Annotated in this window: 18 protein-coding genes and 2 pseudogenes; 7 read left to right on the top strand and 13 right to left on the bottom strand. The window is 67.8% G+C overall.

The annotated features are described in order from the left end of the window. Nucleotides 1-92 precede the first annotated feature (92 nt). From AC3FOF_RS38155 to AC3FOF_RS38180, 6 genes are all read right to left on the bottom strand, one after another. Nucleotides 93-602 (bottom strand): c-type cytochrome, encoded by a 510-nt coding sequence (locus AC3FOF_RS38155; RefSeq protein ID WP_276269525.1) that lies wholly within the window; start codon nt 600-602, stop codon nt 93-95. A 1-nt stretch (nt 603) separates the two neighbouring features. Continuing rightward, nucleotides 604-1,092, bottom strand: coding sequence for a c-type cytochrome (locus AC3FOF_RS38160; protein ID WP_488729579.1), 489 nt, complete (start codon nt 1,090-1,092; stop codon nt 604-606). After that, nucleotides 1,089-1,619 (bottom strand): methylamine dehydrogenase light chain, encoded by a 531-nt coding sequence (locus tag AC3FOF_RS38165; protein WP_276269523.1) that lies wholly within the window; start codon nt 1,617-1,619, stop codon nt 1,089-1,091. Before AC3FOF_RS38165 ends, AC3FOF_RS38160 begins: the two co-directional genes overlap by 4 nt. Nucleotides 1,620-1,681: 62 nt before the next feature. Then, the gene (gene mauD / locus AC3FOF_RS38170; protein WP_276269522.1) at nt 1,682-2,269 is read right to left on the bottom strand and encodes a methylamine dehydrogenase accessory protein MauD; all 588 of its coding nucleotides are present in this window, start codon (nt 2,267-2,269) and stop codon (nt 1,682-1,684) included. A 7-nt stretch (nt 2,270-2,276) separates the two neighbouring features. Further along, the gene (locus AC3FOF_RS38175) at nt 2,277-2,900 is read right to left on the bottom strand and encodes a MauE/DoxX family redox-associated membrane protein (protein WP_488729580.1); all 624 of its coding nucleotides are present in this window, start codon (nt 2,898-2,900) and stop codon (nt 2,277-2,279) included. Next, nucleotides 2,897-4,111: an amine dehydrogenase large subunit gene (locus tag AC3FOF_RS38180; protein ID WP_488729581.1), complete on the bottom strand. Its 1,215-nt coding sequence runs from the start codon at nt 4,109-4,111 to the stop codon at nt 2,897-2,899. The genes AC3FOF_RS38175 and AC3FOF_RS38180 overlap by 4 nt, the downstream gene beginning before the upstream one ends. A 511-nt stretch (nt 4,112-4,622) precedes the next feature. Between AC3FOF_RS38180 and AC3FOF_RS38185 the strand changes: the two genes are divergently transcribed. Further along, the gene (locus AC3FOF_RS38185; RefSeq protein WP_276269519.1) at nt 4,623-4,796 is read left to right on the top strand and encodes a hypothetical protein; all 174 of its coding nucleotides are present in this window, start codon (nt 4,623-4,625) and stop codon (nt 4,794-4,796) included. Nucleotides 4,797-4,922: 126 nt separating this feature from the next. Here AC3FOF_RS38185 and AC3FOF_RS38190 read toward each other — a convergent pair whose 3' ends face one another. Further along, nucleotides 4,923-5,285 carry a translation initiation factor Sui1 gene (locus AC3FOF_RS38190; protein WP_017228516.1) on the bottom strand — a complete coding sequence of 121 codons (363 nt, stop codon included), beginning with the start codon at nt 5,283-5,285 and terminating at the stop codon, nt 4,923-4,925. 447 nt (nt 5,286-5,732) lie between these two features. Between AC3FOF_RS38190 and AC3FOF_RS38195 the strand changes: the two genes are divergently transcribed. The 6 genes and pseudogenes from AC3FOF_RS38195 (at nt 5,733) to AC3FOF_RS38220 (ending at nt 11,090) form a co-directional block, all read left to right on the top strand. After that, nucleotides 5,733-6,419: a hydrolase gene (locus tag AC3FOF_RS38195; RefSeq protein WP_017228517.1), complete on the top strand. Its 687-nt coding sequence runs from the start codon at nt 5,733-5,735 to the stop codon at nt 6,417-6,419. 40 nt (nt 6,420-6,459) lie between these two features. Continuing rightward, nucleotides 6,460-6,679: pseudogene (locus AC3FOF_RS38200) on the top strand (alpha/beta fold hydrolase); the annotation flags it as partial. A 76-nt stretch (nt 6,680-6,755) separates the two neighbouring features. After that, complete coding sequence (locus AC3FOF_RS38205) at nt 6,756-8,624, top strand: amidohydrolase (RefSeq protein ID WP_017228519.1); 1,869 nt, start codon at nt 6,756-6,758, stop codon at nt 8,622-8,624. 83 nt (nt 8,625-8,707) lie between these two features. Further along, a complete protein-coding gene (locus tag AC3FOF_RS38210; protein ID WP_276269526.1) occupies nt 8,708-9,106 on the top strand; it encodes a DoxX family protein in 399 nt (132 codons plus the stop codon). Next, nucleotides 9,103-10,734: an MFS transporter gene (locus AC3FOF_RS38215; protein WP_276269517.1), complete on the top strand. Its 1,632-nt coding sequence runs from the start codon at nt 9,103-9,105 to the stop codon at nt 10,732-10,734. Before AC3FOF_RS38210 ends, AC3FOF_RS38215 begins: the two co-directional genes overlap by 4 nt. A 62-nt stretch (nt 10,735-10,796) precedes the next feature. Beyond that, on the top strand, nt 10,797-11,090 hold the full coding sequence (locus AC3FOF_RS38220; RefSeq protein ID WP_017228521.1) for a XapX domain-containing protein: 294 nt from the start codon (nt 10,797-10,799) through the stop codon (nt 11,088-11,090). Between the two features lie 80 nt (nt 11,091-11,170). Here AC3FOF_RS38220 and AC3FOF_RS38225 read toward each other — a convergent pair. The 6 genes and pseudogenes from AC3FOF_RS38225 to AC3FOF_RS38250 form a co-directional block, all read right to left on the bottom strand. Next, nucleotides 11,171-11,359, bottom strand: a pseudogene (locus AC3FOF_RS38225) (TetR/AcrR family transcriptional regulator); the annotation flags it as partial. 160 nt (nt 11,360-11,519) lie between these two features. Beyond that, on the bottom strand, nt 11,520-11,753 hold the full coding sequence (locus AC3FOF_RS38230; protein ID WP_276269515.1) for a CDP-diacylglycerol pyrophosphatase: 234 nt from the start codon (nt 11,751-11,753) through the stop codon (nt 11,520-11,522). A gap of 292 nt (nt 11,754-12,045) precedes the next feature. After that, complete coding sequence (locus tag AC3FOF_RS38235; protein ID WP_017228524.1) at nt 12,046-12,756, bottom strand: ABC transporter ATP-binding protein; 711 nt, start codon at nt 12,754-12,756, stop codon at nt 12,046-12,048. Beyond that, a complete protein-coding gene (locus AC3FOF_RS38240) occupies nt 12,753-13,502 on the bottom strand; it encodes an ABC transporter ATP-binding protein (protein WP_017228525.1) in 750 nt (249 codons plus the stop codon). Before AC3FOF_RS38240 ends, AC3FOF_RS38235 begins: the two co-directional genes overlap by 4 nt. Continuing rightward, on the bottom strand, nt 13,499-14,458 hold the full coding sequence (locus AC3FOF_RS38245) for a branched-chain amino acid ABC transporter permease (RefSeq protein ID WP_017228526.1): 960 nt from the start codon (nt 14,456-14,458) through the stop codon (nt 13,499-13,501). Before AC3FOF_RS38245 ends, AC3FOF_RS38240 begins: the two co-directional genes overlap by 4 nt. Beyond that, nucleotides 14,455-15,324, bottom strand: coding sequence for a branched-chain amino acid ABC transporter permease (locus tag AC3FOF_RS38250; RefSeq protein ID WP_017228527.1), 870 nt, complete (start codon nt 15,322-15,324; stop codon nt 14,455-14,457). Before AC3FOF_RS38250 ends, AC3FOF_RS38245 begins: the two co-directional genes overlap by 4 nt. Nucleotides 15,325-15,382: the final 58 nt, after the last annotated feature.

The raw sequence follows: 15,382 nt of genomic DNA on the forward strand, positions 1-15,382 counted from the left end.
TGGGTGCCAAAGGGATTCATCGTCTCTTTCCTCATTTCCTCACCCCTTGCTGTTCGGGTCGGTTGTTTTTTAGCCGCGCTTGCGTGCCGGCATCAGTCTGTCACATCGGAGCGGCGCCCGGGCGAGGCATAGGGCAGGCCGCCGGCGCCAGTGCCAAGAATGGCCGCGCGGTGCGCGCTGACGTCGTCGAGCGGCTGGCTGCGGTAGCTGGCCACTTCTTCCGCGCTGAAGGGCTTCAGATCGCTGCGCCCCGAGAGCGCGGGCAGCAGCCAGTTCATCAGCCCGGCGATCTCGCTGTTGCTCAGCGCGGAGGCGGAGGTGCCCGGCACCTGGATCAGGAAGGCGCGCCCGGCCGGCGTGGCAAGCAGGAGCGGCGCGGTCTCGCGCATGTCCGGAATGCCGGCAGAGGGCTTGCCGCGGCCATCGGGCTGGTGGCAGCCGGAGCAGTGCAGCAGGTAGGTGTCGCGCGCATGGCGCAGATCGGCCTGCGCGTTCGCAGCCAGCGATGGCGTCAGGCCAGCGCTGGCCAGCACCATGGCGCCGACGGCGCCGAGTGCCCGCTGCGCTGCCGTCCGCTTGAGGCGTGCTTGCGGCGAGCCCATGTTATTGCCCCGCCTCGCGCAGCTTGCGCACCGCGCCCGGGGTCTTGCGCTCGGCGCGGGCGCCGGCCAGCGTGGCGGTGCTGACGGCCTGTTCGGGCACGCCGTTGCTCGCGGCCAGCCAGGACAGCACCGCGGCGAGCGATTCGTCGGGCAGCGTGGCAAAGCTGGGCATGATCCCGTTGAACGACTGCCCCTGCGACTGGATCGGGCCGGCCAGGCCATGCGTCAGCACATTGGCCAGATAGGCCTGGCCCGCCGGCGAGGCCAGCCGCTCGCGCAGCGCGCCGGCCAGCGGGGGGGCCACGCCGGCGATGCCCGACGCATCGGCATTGTGGCAGGCGGCGCAATGCGTGCCGAACAAGGCCTTGCCCTGTTCGGCAAGCGGGTCGGCCCGGGCCGCGCCGGTGCTCGCCGCGCAAGCCAGGCCCAGCGCAAGCAGGCGGGCAAGCCGTGCGGCGAGGGGCCGCGGGAACCAGAAGGGCCGCTTCATTCCTGGACTCCGAGGATGATCGAGGTGGTGCAATGGAACATGGTGCTGTCGTTGCTCATGCACCAGTTGACATCGTTGTGCACGCCCAGCCGGTAACCCGGCCGCTCGCGCTCGTTGGTGTTGCATTCGCAGCGCCCGCAGGTGGTCTTGCCGCAGCAATCGTTGTAGCTGACCATGTAGTCCTTGCCGTCAGCCGGGTTGCGGCAGGTGCCCACCCACGACACGCGCGAGGGCTCGGTGCCGGGCGGGCAGGTGGTGGAGCTGCCGCCGCAGCACGAGCACAGGAAGCCGTCCACCGCGCAGTATTTCCAGTAGTCGCAGGCAGTTTCGTCCTGCGCCTGCGGCCCGCCGGCTTTGGCCATCTTGCCGCCATGGGCGCCGGCCGCGTGCGCGCTGCGATCGAACGGTAGCACCGGCAGCGCCATCGTGCCCACCATCGCCTTGCCGAGCGTGGCCAGCATGCTGCGCCGGCCGGTGCGCTGTGCCGCGCGCCGCGTCTGGTGTTCGAAGAATCGGTCAAGCCACATCTTGCTTCTCCCTTGCCTGTGCTTTATCCACCATGCGTTATTTGTGATGAGTTGCGCGGCATTCAGGCGCGCGTTTCCAGGAACTGCTGTACCGAGGCCACATCCAGGTCCATGGCGGTGAACAGGCTTTCCAGTTGCTCGCGGGAGTTCACCAGCCCCTTGGCGCGCAGCGTGCCGTGCTCGTCCATCAGCACGCCGTACGGCAGCTTGCCGATGTGCAGATGCCTGCCAAGCTCGGGCGAGAGCACGTAGGGAAAAGCCGCCAGCCCGGCCTGGCGCAGGAAGGCCAGGTGCTCCGGCTGCTCGCCGTCCGAGGCCAGCACCACGCGCAGCCAGCCTGCCTCGCTCGCCTGCATGGACTTGAGCACGGGCAGCAGTTTCTTGCAGACCGGGCAGGTGGGCGAGAGGAAGAACAGCAGCGTGCTGCGCGCGTGCGCACCGCCCACCGTCACCGGCGTGCCGCGCACGTCCTGCAGCGCGAAGGGCGGCAGCGTCTCGCCCACGCGCGGGCCGGCATCGATCACCAGCGCGCCCATCGGCGCTACCCGTTCAAACAGGATGCCGACCTGGCGGGCCAGCGCGTAGAAGCCGAACAGCAGCGCCAGTACGGCAATCCACAGCACGATATTGGCAATCACAAGAGCAGTCATGGGGATCTCACGAAAGGGTGGGACGGGTGGAGCGAGTGGAATGGGCGGCACCGGTGCGGCGCATGGCGCGGTCGGCATTGACCAGCAATTGCGTGGCGCCTAGCCAGAGCAGCAGCAGCGCCAGCGCGCAAAAGCCCGCGGCCAGGGTGTCGAGCATGGCGAAGGGCCGCGGCGCAGCGTCCGCCGCCAGCCCGGCCGCGGTTGCCGCGGCCAGCGCCAGCACCGCCAGCAGGCCGAGGTTGCGCACCAGCAGCCCCGGCGAAAGCCGCAGGCTGTCGGCGTCGCTGCCGCAACCGCAGCGGATGTCGCGGCGCCCCTTCAGCAGGCTGATGCCCACCGCGCCGCTGGCGATCGCCACCACCGACGCCGCCAGCAGTGCCGAGCCCGGATGCAGCGGCGCCGCCATCAATGCGGCCACGCTGGCCGCCTCGGCGCCCGCGTATGCCAGCGCCACCCGGCGCGACCATGCCTGCGGCACCAGCCGGTAGGCGCTCACCGCGCCCCAGAAACCGGCGAAGTCACGTAGCTTGGGCCACAGCGAATGCGCCAGCACCAGCGCGGCGGCGGCCGAACAGGCGGCCACCACGACCGGGTCGCGCAGGATGCTGGAGATCATCCCGGCGGCGCTCATTGATGCAGCTCCAGTTGCACCGCGTTTTCCGCCACCTGGTCGAGGCGGGCCACCGGCTTCAGGCCATGGGCCGGGTCCAGTGAGACTACGCCCGCCCTGGCGGCATCCAGCGCATAGAGCATGGGCTGCTGGCCCTGCGTGATGGCGAGGGCCAGCGCGTTCTGGCCGGGCGCGCGGGCGATGCGCTTGCGCTGCGCCAGGTCGACGGTCCAGATCTCGGCGGCGGGCGACTTGTGCGATCCCTCCTTGCTGCGCGGATGCATGCCCAGGTAAAGCCGGCCGCTGGCCGCATGCAGCGCGAACAGCTGGTAGCCGCCGGGCTTCCAGCCTCCCTTGCGGTCCGCCGCACCGAGCACGGACCAGGACGGGGCGAACGCCGGTGTCTCGCTCGACAGGTCGGCGCCATAGACATTGCCGTTGAAGGAAACGAAATACAGGGTGTTGCCGACGCGCTCGCTGTGCAGGAAGACCGGATCGGTATCGGGATCGAACATGCGCGCGCTGCGCTTCTGTGCGCTGGGCTGCCCGGCGGCGTCATGCGTCACCGTCAGCAGCGTGCCGTCGCTGCACAGGGTGCGAAAGCGCTGGCTGGACGCCTCCGTGGCGAACACGCCCCAGCAGCCCGGGGTCTGCGCTTCGGCCACGAACTTGCCCGCCTGCAGGTCGACGATGCTTACCGAAGTGGCGGGTGTCGCGTTCTGCACATAGAGGAAATGCCCGTCGGCGGATACGGTGGCGATGCCGCGGTAGTTCAGCGATTGCGCATGCCGGGGCGGGATCACGATCTCGCTGCGGTATGCCAGCGTGGCGGTGTCGTACAGGCTGACCACATCGGTGCGCTCGCCGCGCGCCAGCCTCGAATAGAACGTAGAGATCACATACAGCGTGCGCTTGTCCGGCGACAGCACGCTCTGTCCGCCGAATGCGGTGGGCACCAGCCCCAGATAGCGCATGTGCTTGCCGTCCACCACATGCAGGCGCCCGTCCACCATGTGCTTGAACGCCACATCGGCGATGTAGAGCCGGTTTTCATCGGCGGGCGCCAGCGGCTGCACGGACAGCGTTTCGGGCTGTAGGTCGGCGGCGTTGGCGGGATATGGGAGCAAGGCGAGGGTGCCTGACAGCACGCCGATCGCCGCCGCCATGATCCCGCGCTTGCTGCGCGTGCCCGTTGCCCCGCGCGCTATGGCCCTGGTGCTTGCCTGGTTCACTTGCTGGCTCCTTTTCCCTTTTGCACGCTGCGTTACGGTTGCGTGCTTTACGCTGGGGCCAGTCTAAGAAAGCAGGTGGGGTGGGCGTTATCCGGAATCGGCAAGCCGGGCACCGGGACATTCACCAATGCCTGCGCAGGCAGGTATCCACGGGCCACACTCGGGACGATCTCCGTATGGCGGAAACCGGTGCATGGCGCTGGCATGCCGCGCCCGGGGCCGGTGCGTGCCCTGCGGCTCCCGCCGGCAGCGGCCCCGTGTTTGTGCACGTTACGGCGTGTCTGCGGCAAGCTTTGACGGAACGGCGTATCCGTTTTCGGAAACGGCGCAGAATGGACGGCGAAGATAGGGTGAGCGGGCGTGGCGGCCATCCCGTTGGGGAAAACGGGAGCAGCCCGGATCGGGCCTGCCACGGCCTCCGGGTTTGGCCAGCCGTGCCGGTGCCAGGGGCGCGCAGGGCGGGCTTGCGCCGCCGCCGTGCTACGATCCGCGCCTATTACGGAGAATGAAGATGTTTACTTGCCAGAACCAATCGTGCCAGACGCGTTGGGATCCCAAGGATGTGACCGTCAAGGATGAAGGCCAGGGCCCGCTGTTCCGCTGCCCGGTGTGCAATTCCCGCAACCCGGTTGTGCCCCAGCGCAAGCCGGACGGCAGCATCGTCTACAAGCAGCGCACCAGGTAAGGCTGAGGCGGCCTCCACGGCTCCCTGCGGCCTTGCCGCTCTCCAGGCTCTCCAGGCCCTGCAGCCCGACGTGCCTGCCAAGCCTGCCTGGCAGGGCCGGCTGGCAGCGCCCGCCGCCGGCAGGCTTCAGCCGCCGGCCCGCTTTACGGTCATGCCACGCTGCCGGAGTTTCTCCATCACCGTGTCGCAGTGATCGCCCTGGATCTCGATCACGCCGTCCTTGACCGTGCCGCCTGACCCGCAGGCGGTCTTCAGTTCCTTGCCCAGCTGCGCGAGCGCCAGCGGCTCCAGCGACACGCCCCGCACCAGCGTCACGCCTTTGCCCTTGCGGCCCTTGGTCTCCCGCGAAACCCGGACAATGCCGTCGCCCTGTGCGGCCGCCGTGGCCTTGCCGCACGTGCAGGCCGCTACCGCGTTGCCGCAGCCGGGGCACATGCGGCCTTGTTCGGTGGAATAGACCAGCGAGCTGGCGGATTTCGGGCGGTGCATGGCGGGGTTCCTGGTGATGCCTGGGGCAGGCAGCGTACGACAAGCGCGGACGCCCCGCAAGGGGGCGGCGCCGTTTGCGGGGGCCATGCCGGCCTTGCCGGAAACGCCTTCTTCTTCTTTAATGACTCGAGCGTGCCGGGCCATCCGGCCCGCCCTGTGCCCTATGGCGGGAAGCGCACCGCAGGCGGACCACGCTCACAGACAAATCAGCGCAAAAATGTGCAATACCGCCGCTGGCCGATATCGTATTTTCCGTATGCGCCCCATGCCTCTCGCTGTCGAGGGGCGCATGGCCGCGAGACGAGCGCGCATGTTCTTCGGAGAGGCATTCGCAAGCCGTCAAGCAGGGCCGAAAATCGTGCGCGGAACGGGCCAGCCCCGCCCGCACGGACCACGTCACCACCCCTATCAATCCGGCACGCCCCCTTATCGACGCAGGAGATCACCATGACGAACCCCAAGCTCGAAGTCCTGACCCCGCAGAACAGCCAGTTGATCTTTATCGACCACCAGCCGCAGATGGCATTCGGCGTACAGTCCATGGACCGCCAGGCGCTGAAGAACAATACCGTCGGGCTGGCCAAGGCCGCGAAGATCTTCAACATTCCCACGACCATCACCACGGTCGAGACCGAGTCCTTTTCCGGCTTCACCTATCCTGAGCTGCTGGATGTCTTCCCGGGCCAGAAGCTGCTGGAGCGCTCGTCGATGAACTCCTGGGACGACCAGAAGGTGCGTGACGCGCTGGCCGCCAACGGTCGCAAGAAGGTGGTGGTCTCCGGCCTGTGGACCGAGGTGTGCAACAACAGCTTCGCGCTGTGCGCGATGGCCGAGGGCGGCTATGAAATCTACATGGTGGCCGACGCCTCGGGCGGCACCTCCAAGGAAGCGCACGACTACGCCATGCAGCGCATGATCCAGGCCGGCGTGGTACCCGTGACCTGGCAGCAGGTGCTGCTCGAATGGCAACGCGACTGGGCGCACCGCGACACCTATGACGCCGTGATGGCACTGGTCAAGGAACATTCGGGCGCGTACGGCATGGGCGTCGACTATGCCTACACCATGGTGCACAAGGCCGCCCAGCGCACCGGCACGCCGCATGAGGCCCTGAAACCCGTTCCCGCGCGGTAAGGCACGCCGGGACGCTGGCGCAACGTTCTCGCCCACGCCGGAACTCGACTGCACCGGCGACCTGAAGACGATCGATGTGCCCACGCTCATCGCTGCGTGGCGACGACGGCCAGATCGTGCCGATCGACGCCGCGGGGCGGCTCAGCGCCAGGATCGTCAGGCAGGCGACGCTGAAAGCCCGTCCGGGCGCATCGCATGACATGTGTGCGGTGAATGCCGGCCAGGTCGACGCGGAGCTGCTCGCCTTCCTTTCGGCCTGACGCAGCCGGCGGCATTGTTCGCTTTTTTTCCTGTGCCGCCGCGCAGCGCGTGGCGGCCGCCAGCAGGAGTTTCGCCATGAATCCGTCTTCCACGCCTGACCTTGTTCTCGTCAACGGCAAGTTCGCCACGCTCGATCGCGCCAACCCGGATGCCGAAGCGGTTGCCATCCGCGACGGCAAATTCGCCGGCGTCGGCAGCACGCAGGAAATGATGCAGTTGGCCAGGCCACAGACCAAGGTTGTCGACCTGCAGGGCAGGCGCGTCATTCCGGGCCTGATCGACAGCCATATGCACATCATCCGTGGCGGCCTGAACTACAACATGGAACTGCGCTGGGACGGCGTGCGCTCGCTGGCCGACGCCATGCGCATGCTCAAGGCGCAGGTCGGCCGCACGCCAGCGCCGCAGTGGGTTCGCGTGGTCGGTGGCTTTACCGAGCACCAGTTCGCGGAAAAGCGGCTGCCGACGATCGAGGAACTCAATGCGGCGGCGCCCGACACGCCGGTATTCATCCTGCACCTGTATGACCGCGCCATCCTGAACGGCGCGGCATTGCGCGCCGTCGGCTACACCAAGGACACGCCGAATCCCCCGGGTGGAGAAATCGTCCACGATGCCTACGGCAACCCCACCGGGCTGCTGCTGGCCAAGCCTAACGCCACCATCCTTTATGCGACGCTGGCCAAGGGGCCCAAGCTTCCCCCGGAATACCAGAAAAACTCCACGCGGCACTTCATGCGCGAAGTGAATCGCCTGGGCATCACCGGCGTCATCGATGCCGGTGGCGGCTACCAGAACTACCCCGAGGACTACCACATCATCGAGGAACTGCATCGGGAGGGCCAGCTGACGGTGCGCCTGGCCTATAACCTGTTCACGCAGAAGCCCAAGGACGAACTCAGCGACTTCAAGAACTGGGCAGGGCAGGTGAAGCCGGGCCAGGGCGACGACCTGTACCGGCACAACGGCGCTGGCGAGATGCTGGTGTACAGCGCGGCCGATTTCGAGGACTTCCGCGTGGAGCGGCCCGACATGCCACCGTCAATGGAGGGCGATCTGGAGCCGGTGATCCGGCTGCTGGCGGAAAACCGCTGGCCCTGGCGGCTGCACGCCACCTATAACGAAACCATCTCGCGCGCGCTCGACGTCTATGAAAAGGTGGCGAAGGACGTGCCCTTCGATGGCCTGCACTGGTTTTTCGATCATGCGGAGACCATCACCGACCGCAACATCGACCGCATTGCCGCGCTGGGCGGCGGCATCGCGGTCCAGCACCGCATGGCCTACCAGGGCGAGTACTTCGTCGAGCGCTATGGCGCGAAAGCGGCGCAAGCCACGCCGCCCATCAAGCGGATGCTGGAGAGCGGCGTCAAGGTGGGCGCCGGCACGGACGCGACGCGCGTCGCCTCATATAACCCGTGGGTATCGCTGGGGTGGCTGGTCACGGGCAAGACCGTCGGCGGGCTTGGCCTCTATCCGCAGGCCAATCTGCTCGACCGCGACACCGCGCTGCGCCTGTGGACCGAGGCCAACACCTGGTTCTCGTCCGAGGAAGGCAAGAAGGGGCAGATCAAGGCCGGGCAGCTGGCCGACCTGGTGGTGCTGTCGAACGACTACTTCTCCGTGCCCGGGGACGAGATCCAGGACATCACGTCAGTGCTCACCCTGCTTGGCGGCAAGGTGGTCTACGGCGACGGTGACTTTGGCAAGCTCGCCCCGGACCTGCCGCCGGCCATGCCGGACTGGGCGCCGGTGCGCAATTTCGGCGGCTACCAGCCGCGGCCGAAGGCGGCCCAGCGCGCCGCGCTGGCATCGATGTGCGCCTGTGCCAGCGCCTGCGGCGTGCATGGCCACGCGCACGCCGATGCCTGGAAGTCGAACGTGCCGGCCGCGGACGAGAGCGCCTTCTGGGGCGCCCTGGGCTGCTCCTGCTGGGCGTTCTGACCCGATCGACGATTGACCGGAGATGCCGGATGAACGAGTACAGGTCCGCCGACAAAGTGGTGCCGGTAGCGGCGGCAATCCGCATGCCCCCGTCCTGGTTGCGCTGGATTGCCCTGCTGGCCCTGTGCGCCGCCTACCTGCAGGGCGGCCTGGTCAAGGCCATGGATTTTCCCGGCGCCGTTGCCGAGGTGCGGCACCTTGGCCTTGATCCTGCCGGGCCGATGGCCATCGCCACGATCGTCGTCGAGCTGGGCGCCTCGCTGATGGTCCTGACGGGCGTCCACCGCTGGCTCGGAGCGCTGGCGCTGGCAGCCTTCACGCTGGTGGCCTCCTTCCTGGCCAACCGCTTCTGGCAGGCGCCGCCCGCTGAGCAGGCCATGATGGCCAATGCGTTCTTCGAGCACATCGGGCTGGTCGGCGGGTTCCTGCTGGTGGCCTGGGAGGACCGGCGCGGCAGGGCGGGCGCGGGCCGGATGCCATGACGGACAGTGCCAGCCCGGGACTCGCCAGGCCGAATCCCGGCGGCAGTTTCGCGCCGCTGCGCCAGGCCACCTTTGCCGTCCTGTGGATGGCAACGGTGGTCGGCAATATCGGCGGCTTCATGCGCGACGTGGCCAGCGCATGGCTGGTCACCGATCTATCCTCCTCGCCCGCCGCGGTCGCCATGATCCAGGCCGCGGCGACGCTGCCGGTCTTCCTGCTGGCGATCCCCGCAGGCGTGCTGTCGGACATCCTGGACCGTCGCAGATTCCTGGTCGTGATCCAGCTCGGGCTCGCGCTGGTGAGCGGCGTGCTGATGACGCTGGCCTATAACGGCGCACTCACGATCGGCATCCTTGTCACCATGGTCTTTCTTGGTGGCATCGGTTCGGCCATGATGGGGCCGACCTGGCAATCCATCGTGCCGGACCTCGTTGCCCAGCGGGAGCTCAAGAGCGCGGTGGCCCTGAACGCGCTCGGCGTGAACATCGCGCGGGCCATCGGGCCTGCCGCCGGCGGCCTGCTGCTGGCCGCCTTCGGCGCCGCCGCAACCTATGCGTTCGACGTGGCGAGCTACTTCGTCGTGATCGCCGCGCTGGTCTGGTGGAAGCGGCCGCTCAGGCCCGAGGATCCGCTGCGCGAACACTTTCTCGGCGCCTTCCGCGCGGGCCTGCGCTTTACGCGGGCGCATCGCAAGCTGCACGTGGTGCTGTGGCGTGCAGCGTGCCACTTTGCATTCGGCAGCAGCGTGTGGGCGCTGTTGCCGCTGGTGGCAAGGAAGCTGCTGCACGGTGGCGCCGGTCTCTACGGCATCCTGCTGGGCGCGGTCGGCCTGGGCGCGATACTTGGCGCGCTGGCGATGCCGCGCCTGCAGCAGCGCCTCGACGCGGACCATATGGTGCTGCTGGCGGCCCTGGCCACCGCGGCCGTGATGGCGATCCTCTCCGCCGCGCCACCGGTATGGCTTGCGTTGCTGCTGCTCCTGCTGCTGGGCAGCGCCTGGATCACCGCCCTCACCACGCTGGGCGGGACCGCGCAAGCCATCCTGCCGAACTGGGTCCGGGGACGGGCGCTTGCGGTCTACCAGATGGTATTCAACGGCGCCATGGCCGCCGGCAGCCTGGTGTGGGGTCTGGTGGCGCAGCAAGTGGGTACGTCGCTGGGCTTGCTGATCCCTGCCGCCGGCCTTGCCCTTGCCGGTCTGCTGCTGCATCGGATGAAACTGCCCAAAGGCGAGGAAGACCTCATGCCGGCGAAGCACTGGCCGGAACCGCAGCCGCTCGCGCCGGAAGCACACGATCGCGGGCCGGTGCTGATACTGATCGAATACCGGGTTGCCGGCGCCGACCGCGACGCCTTCCTGCTGGCCGTTCACCGCTTGTCGGAAGAGCGCCTGCGGGATGGCGCCTTCGACTGGGGCGTGACCGAAGACGCTGCCAGCCCGGACATCTATACCGAATGGTTCCTGGTCGAGTCATGGGCCGAGCACCTGCGGCAGCACCAGCGCGTGCCGGCCGCCGACGCCGACCTGCAGCGCGAGGTCGCGCGATTTCACTCCGGACCACAGGCGCCCCGGGTACGGCACCTGCTGGCGATCGGCCGGCCGCTGGCGGCCGGGAAGGCGCGCTAGCCGCGCCTCGCCATCCTGTTTTTCCGATTCTGTTTATCCCGTTCCATTCCCTGGAGCCTCCAATGAAGCTATATGTCATTTCCCTCGCTACCGGCATCCTGGTGGGCATCATCTACGCGCTGCTCCAGGTACGTTCTCCCGCGCCCCCGGCGGTGGCGCTGATCGGCTTGCTGGGCATGCTGATCGGCGAGCAGGTGGTGCCGCCCGTGAAGCGCATGCTGGCGGGCGAGCCCGTAACCATTGCCTGGTTCCATCGCGAATGCGTGCCCAAGATCACCGGGGTGCAGCCCAAGGACGCGGCGGCGCCGGGACTCGTCGCACAGTCCGCGTCGAAGCCGGCCGCGGAGGAGCACTGAAGCGCTGGCTTCAATGCAACCGGCCGCGCCGGGCCGGTCAGCGAATGCTCGTCGATGGTGCGCATCAGGCAGGCCACTACCAGGTCTTCTTTCTTGCGGCAATGGCAGGTGATGCTGTTGGTGCTGAGTCCCACATCCTGCGCGACCAGCGCCAGCGTGGCGCCGCGCAGTCCCTTGCGGTGGAAGATCCGTGCGGCAGCGTCGAGGATGGCCTCCCGCTTCTCGACATGCCTGCGTGTCGGCGCGGCTTCCGCAGTTTCCTTTGGCATGGGTGGTGGTGTGCGATGGTTGGCCGGGAGCGTGGATGATAGCGGGGCGCAACCATGGGGAAGGCCTGGGGCGAAGCAGTCCGGCCCGCTGTGCGGAGCGGGTCGGAAACTGCCTCGCGCATGCCCGCCGCCGGCGCTGCGGGCCGGACGGACCTGGGCGCTAGCGTGCGCCGGGACTGCCGTAGAAGGCGCCGGAGCGGGGGTTCGACACGATGTAGGTGTTGCGCCTGGCCCAGGTCTGCGCGGCCATGAAGACTTCCGGCTCGCGCTGGCTCCAGTCACTGCTCATGAGCGGCGCTGCATCCTGCTCGGTGGTCGCGTACACCACTGCCTTGTGAAGGGCAGCGCGGCCCTGGTTTCCCGGGATCGTGATAGTACGAATCGTCACGCGCATCGTCAAAGACCTTAACGTGTTTAGACGGTAAATTATGTCTGCACTAAAAGGACAGTATTGTGACAACCAAGTGTCCTGGACAGCACCATTGTACGGTGACCGCTTTTGACAGCATACACCGGCGTGGCGGCGGGGGCGTTGGGCCATTGCAACCAGAGCCGGGACGGGAAAGGCCCCTGGCGCGAGCGGCAGCGCAGCGGCCCACCGGGCCATACGCCATTAACGGCCGGAAGCGGTCGCTCTTGAGGGGCGGGGACGCTGCGGCGCGCGGTGCGCGGGCCACGCCGGGTATTCACGTTTCCGCGCTGGCGCCGGTCAGTGCCAGGACGCGGCTCTCGTCGGCGGCGAGTTCGCGCGCATTGCCGGAATAGACGACGCCGCCATCGTCCAGCACGTAGGCATGATCGGCAATCTCGAGGCTCATGCGCGCGTTCTGTTCCACCAGCAGCACCGAGATCCCCTCCTCGCGCATCTGCGATACCACGCGAAACACATCCCGCACGATCAGCGGAGCCAGGCCCTGCGACGGCTCGTCGAGAATGAGCAGGCGGGGATTGAGCAGGAGCGCGCGTCCGATCGACAGCATCTCCTGCTCGCCGCCGGAGAGCATGCGCCCGCGGCTGAGCTTGCGCTCGGCCAGCCGCGGAAACAGCGCGTAGATCCGTTCGATGGTCCAGGGTCCGCCGCGCTCCAGCGGCACCTTCAGGTTTTCCTCGACGCTGAGATTGGCGAAGATGCGTCGCCCTTCGGGAACGTAGCCCACGCCGCTCGCGGCAATCCGGAAGGTCGGCCAACGCGTGGTGTTCGCCCCGAAGATCGTCACTCGCCCCTGGCGCGCGGGCGTCAGGCCCATCAGGGTACGCAGCGTCGTGGTCTTGCCTGCGCCATTGCGGCCCAGCAACGCCGTGATCCGGCCCTGCGCGACCTCCAGGCTGACGCCATGCAGGATATGGCTCTTGCCGTAGTAGGTCTGGAGGCCCTCGGCGGTGAGCGCGGCGCTCATGTGGCGCTACCCAGGTAGGCGGCCTGCACGGCCTCGTTGGCCGCGATCTCCCGGGGCGTGCCTTCGGCAAGAAGGCTGCCCTGGTCGAGTACCGTGACGCGGTCGGCGAGATGGAAGACCACGCGCATGTCATGCTCGATCAGCACGATGGTGAAATTGCTGCCGCGATGCAGCCGGTGGATGAGCTGCGTGATCTCGCCGGTCTCCTGGTCGCCCATGCCGGCGGTGGGCTCGTCGAGCAACAGCAGGCGCGGCCGCAGCGCCAGTGCCATGGCGATCTCCGCCACGCGCTGGTCGCCATGGGGAAGCTCCCCGACCAGCCGGCCGGATCTGGCGCGAAGGCCCGTGAGCCCGAGGATTTCCTCGACCTCGCTGCGGACCCTGGCCTTCTCGCTCCGGCTGATCCACGGGCGCAGGCGAAAGCCCGCCGTCACTTCGGCGCTGATGCGCACATTCTCGAACACGGTGAGCTCCGGGAAAATCTCGGTGATCTGGAACGTGCGGGCGATGCCGGCGGCGACCCGCCGGTGCGCGGGGAGTGCCGTGATGTCGCGCCCGCCGAACTCGATCGTCCCCATGGTCGGTGGGAAAAAGCCGCTGATGAGATTGAAGAACGTGGTCTTGCCGGCGCCGTTCGGGCCGATGACGGCGCGCAGTTCGCCCTGCTCCACGGCGAGGGAAACATCGCGCACCGCGGCCAGGCTGCCGAAGCGTTTGCTGACGTGCTTGACCTCGAGCACGCTCATGAGTCGCTCCTGCGCCGGATATAGCCGAGCAAGCCGCGCGGGAAGAACAGCACGATCGCGACGAACAGCATGCCGACAAACGACATCCAGTTGAGGGTGATGCTCGAGAGGTAATCCTGCAGCACCACGAATACCGCGGCGCCGAGGAGCGGGCCCCACAGGCTGCGCATGCCGCCCATGACCGCCATCATCACGAAGTCGCCGGACTGGCTGTAATGCAGCCCGCGCGGATCGGCAAAGTTGTTCAGCAGGGCGTAGAGCGCGCCGGCAAAGCCCATGAAGAAGCACGACAGCGTGAAGGCGATCCAGATATGGCGGTCCACCGGAATGCCGAGAAAGCGGGCGCGCCGCTCGTTTTCGCGGATCGCGAGCATGGTTCGCCCGAAGGGGGAGCGCAGGATGAAGCCCATCAACCCCACCGCCAGCGCCAGGCAGAACAGCACGAAGTAGTAGAAGGCGTTGGCGTTCGACAGGATGTCGATGGTGGCGATGCCCAGATTGAGCGGCACGCGCGAGAACCCGCGCAAGCCGTCGTCGCCGCCGGTTACCGAGCTCCACTGGAAGGCGATGTAGTAGAACACCTGTCCGAAGGCGATGGTGACCATGGCGAAATAGACGCCGCGCCGTCTCACGCTGAGCGCGCCCAGCAGGCTGCCGGCAAGCCCGCCCAGCAGCGTGCCGCACAGCAGCGCCAGCGGCGTGCTCGGCGCGAGGAACTTCAGCGCGAAGCCGGCCCCGTACGCGCCGAGCCCGAAGTACGCCGCGTGGCCGAATGACAGCACGCCGGTGAATCCCAGCAGGAAATTCACCGACATGGCGGCCAGTCCGAGTACCAGCACGCGCGTGCCAAGCGCGGTATAGCCGCCCAGCGATGGCATCCAGTAGGGCGCAAGCAGCAGCGCCGCCCAGAGTGCCGCCAGCGCCAGCAGCCGGTGAGGCGGCTCCCGTCCGTTCATGTCATCATGCCCTCTTCGCCAAGCAGGCCGCGCGGGCGCAGCAGCAGCACCACGGCCATCAGCACGTACATGATCGCCTCGCTTGCCGCGGGCAGGAATACCGCGGTGACGCCCGAGGCGACGCCGATCAGCAAACCGCCAAGCAGCGTGCCGGCGAGGCTGCCGACGCCGCCAACGATAATCGCGATGAAGCTCGGCATCAGCAGCCCCGTTCCCATGGTCGGCTCCAGCCCGAGCTGCCCCGCGGCGAGCACGCCGCTCAGCCCGGCCAGATAGATGCCGACGCCAAAATTGAGGGTGCGCAGCCTGCCGACGTTGATGCCGAGCGCCGCCACGGTTTCCAGGTCGAGCGTGCCGGCGCGGATACGGATGCCGAGCCGGCTGTAGCGCAGCAGCGCGAAGAGCAGCGTCACCGCGACCGCCACCGTGCCGACCATGAACAGGCGGTAGCCGGTGATGAAGAAGAGCGCGTTGCTCAAGGGCTGGGCCAGGGCGGGCGGGATGGTCACCGGCTTGCCCTGCGCGCCCCATATGAAGCGCGTGCCGTCCTCGAGGATGAAGGCCAGGCCGAAGGTCAGCAGCAGGCTGTAGAGCGGATCGCGGCCATAGAGCCGCCGGATCAGCGTGCGCTCCAGGGCAAGGCCGATGACGGCGGTGAGCAGCGGCGCGATCAGCAGCGCGCCCCAGAAGCCGACATAGGGCGTGATCGTGTAGGCGATATAGCCGCCGACGACGAGAAAGCCGCCATGGGCGAAGTTGATCACATTGCTCAGGTTGAGTATCAGCGACAGGCCAAGCGCCATCAGCACGTAGAACGCGCCGATGATCAGCCCGTTGGTGATGTTGAAGAGGAGCAGCTGGATCATCGCCGGCTCACGCTGCGCCTGTCCGGTTCAGGGCAGTCATGGATATGGGGTGGCGCCC

The organism is Cupriavidus sp. 96C5-1, from assembly GCF_057798855.1.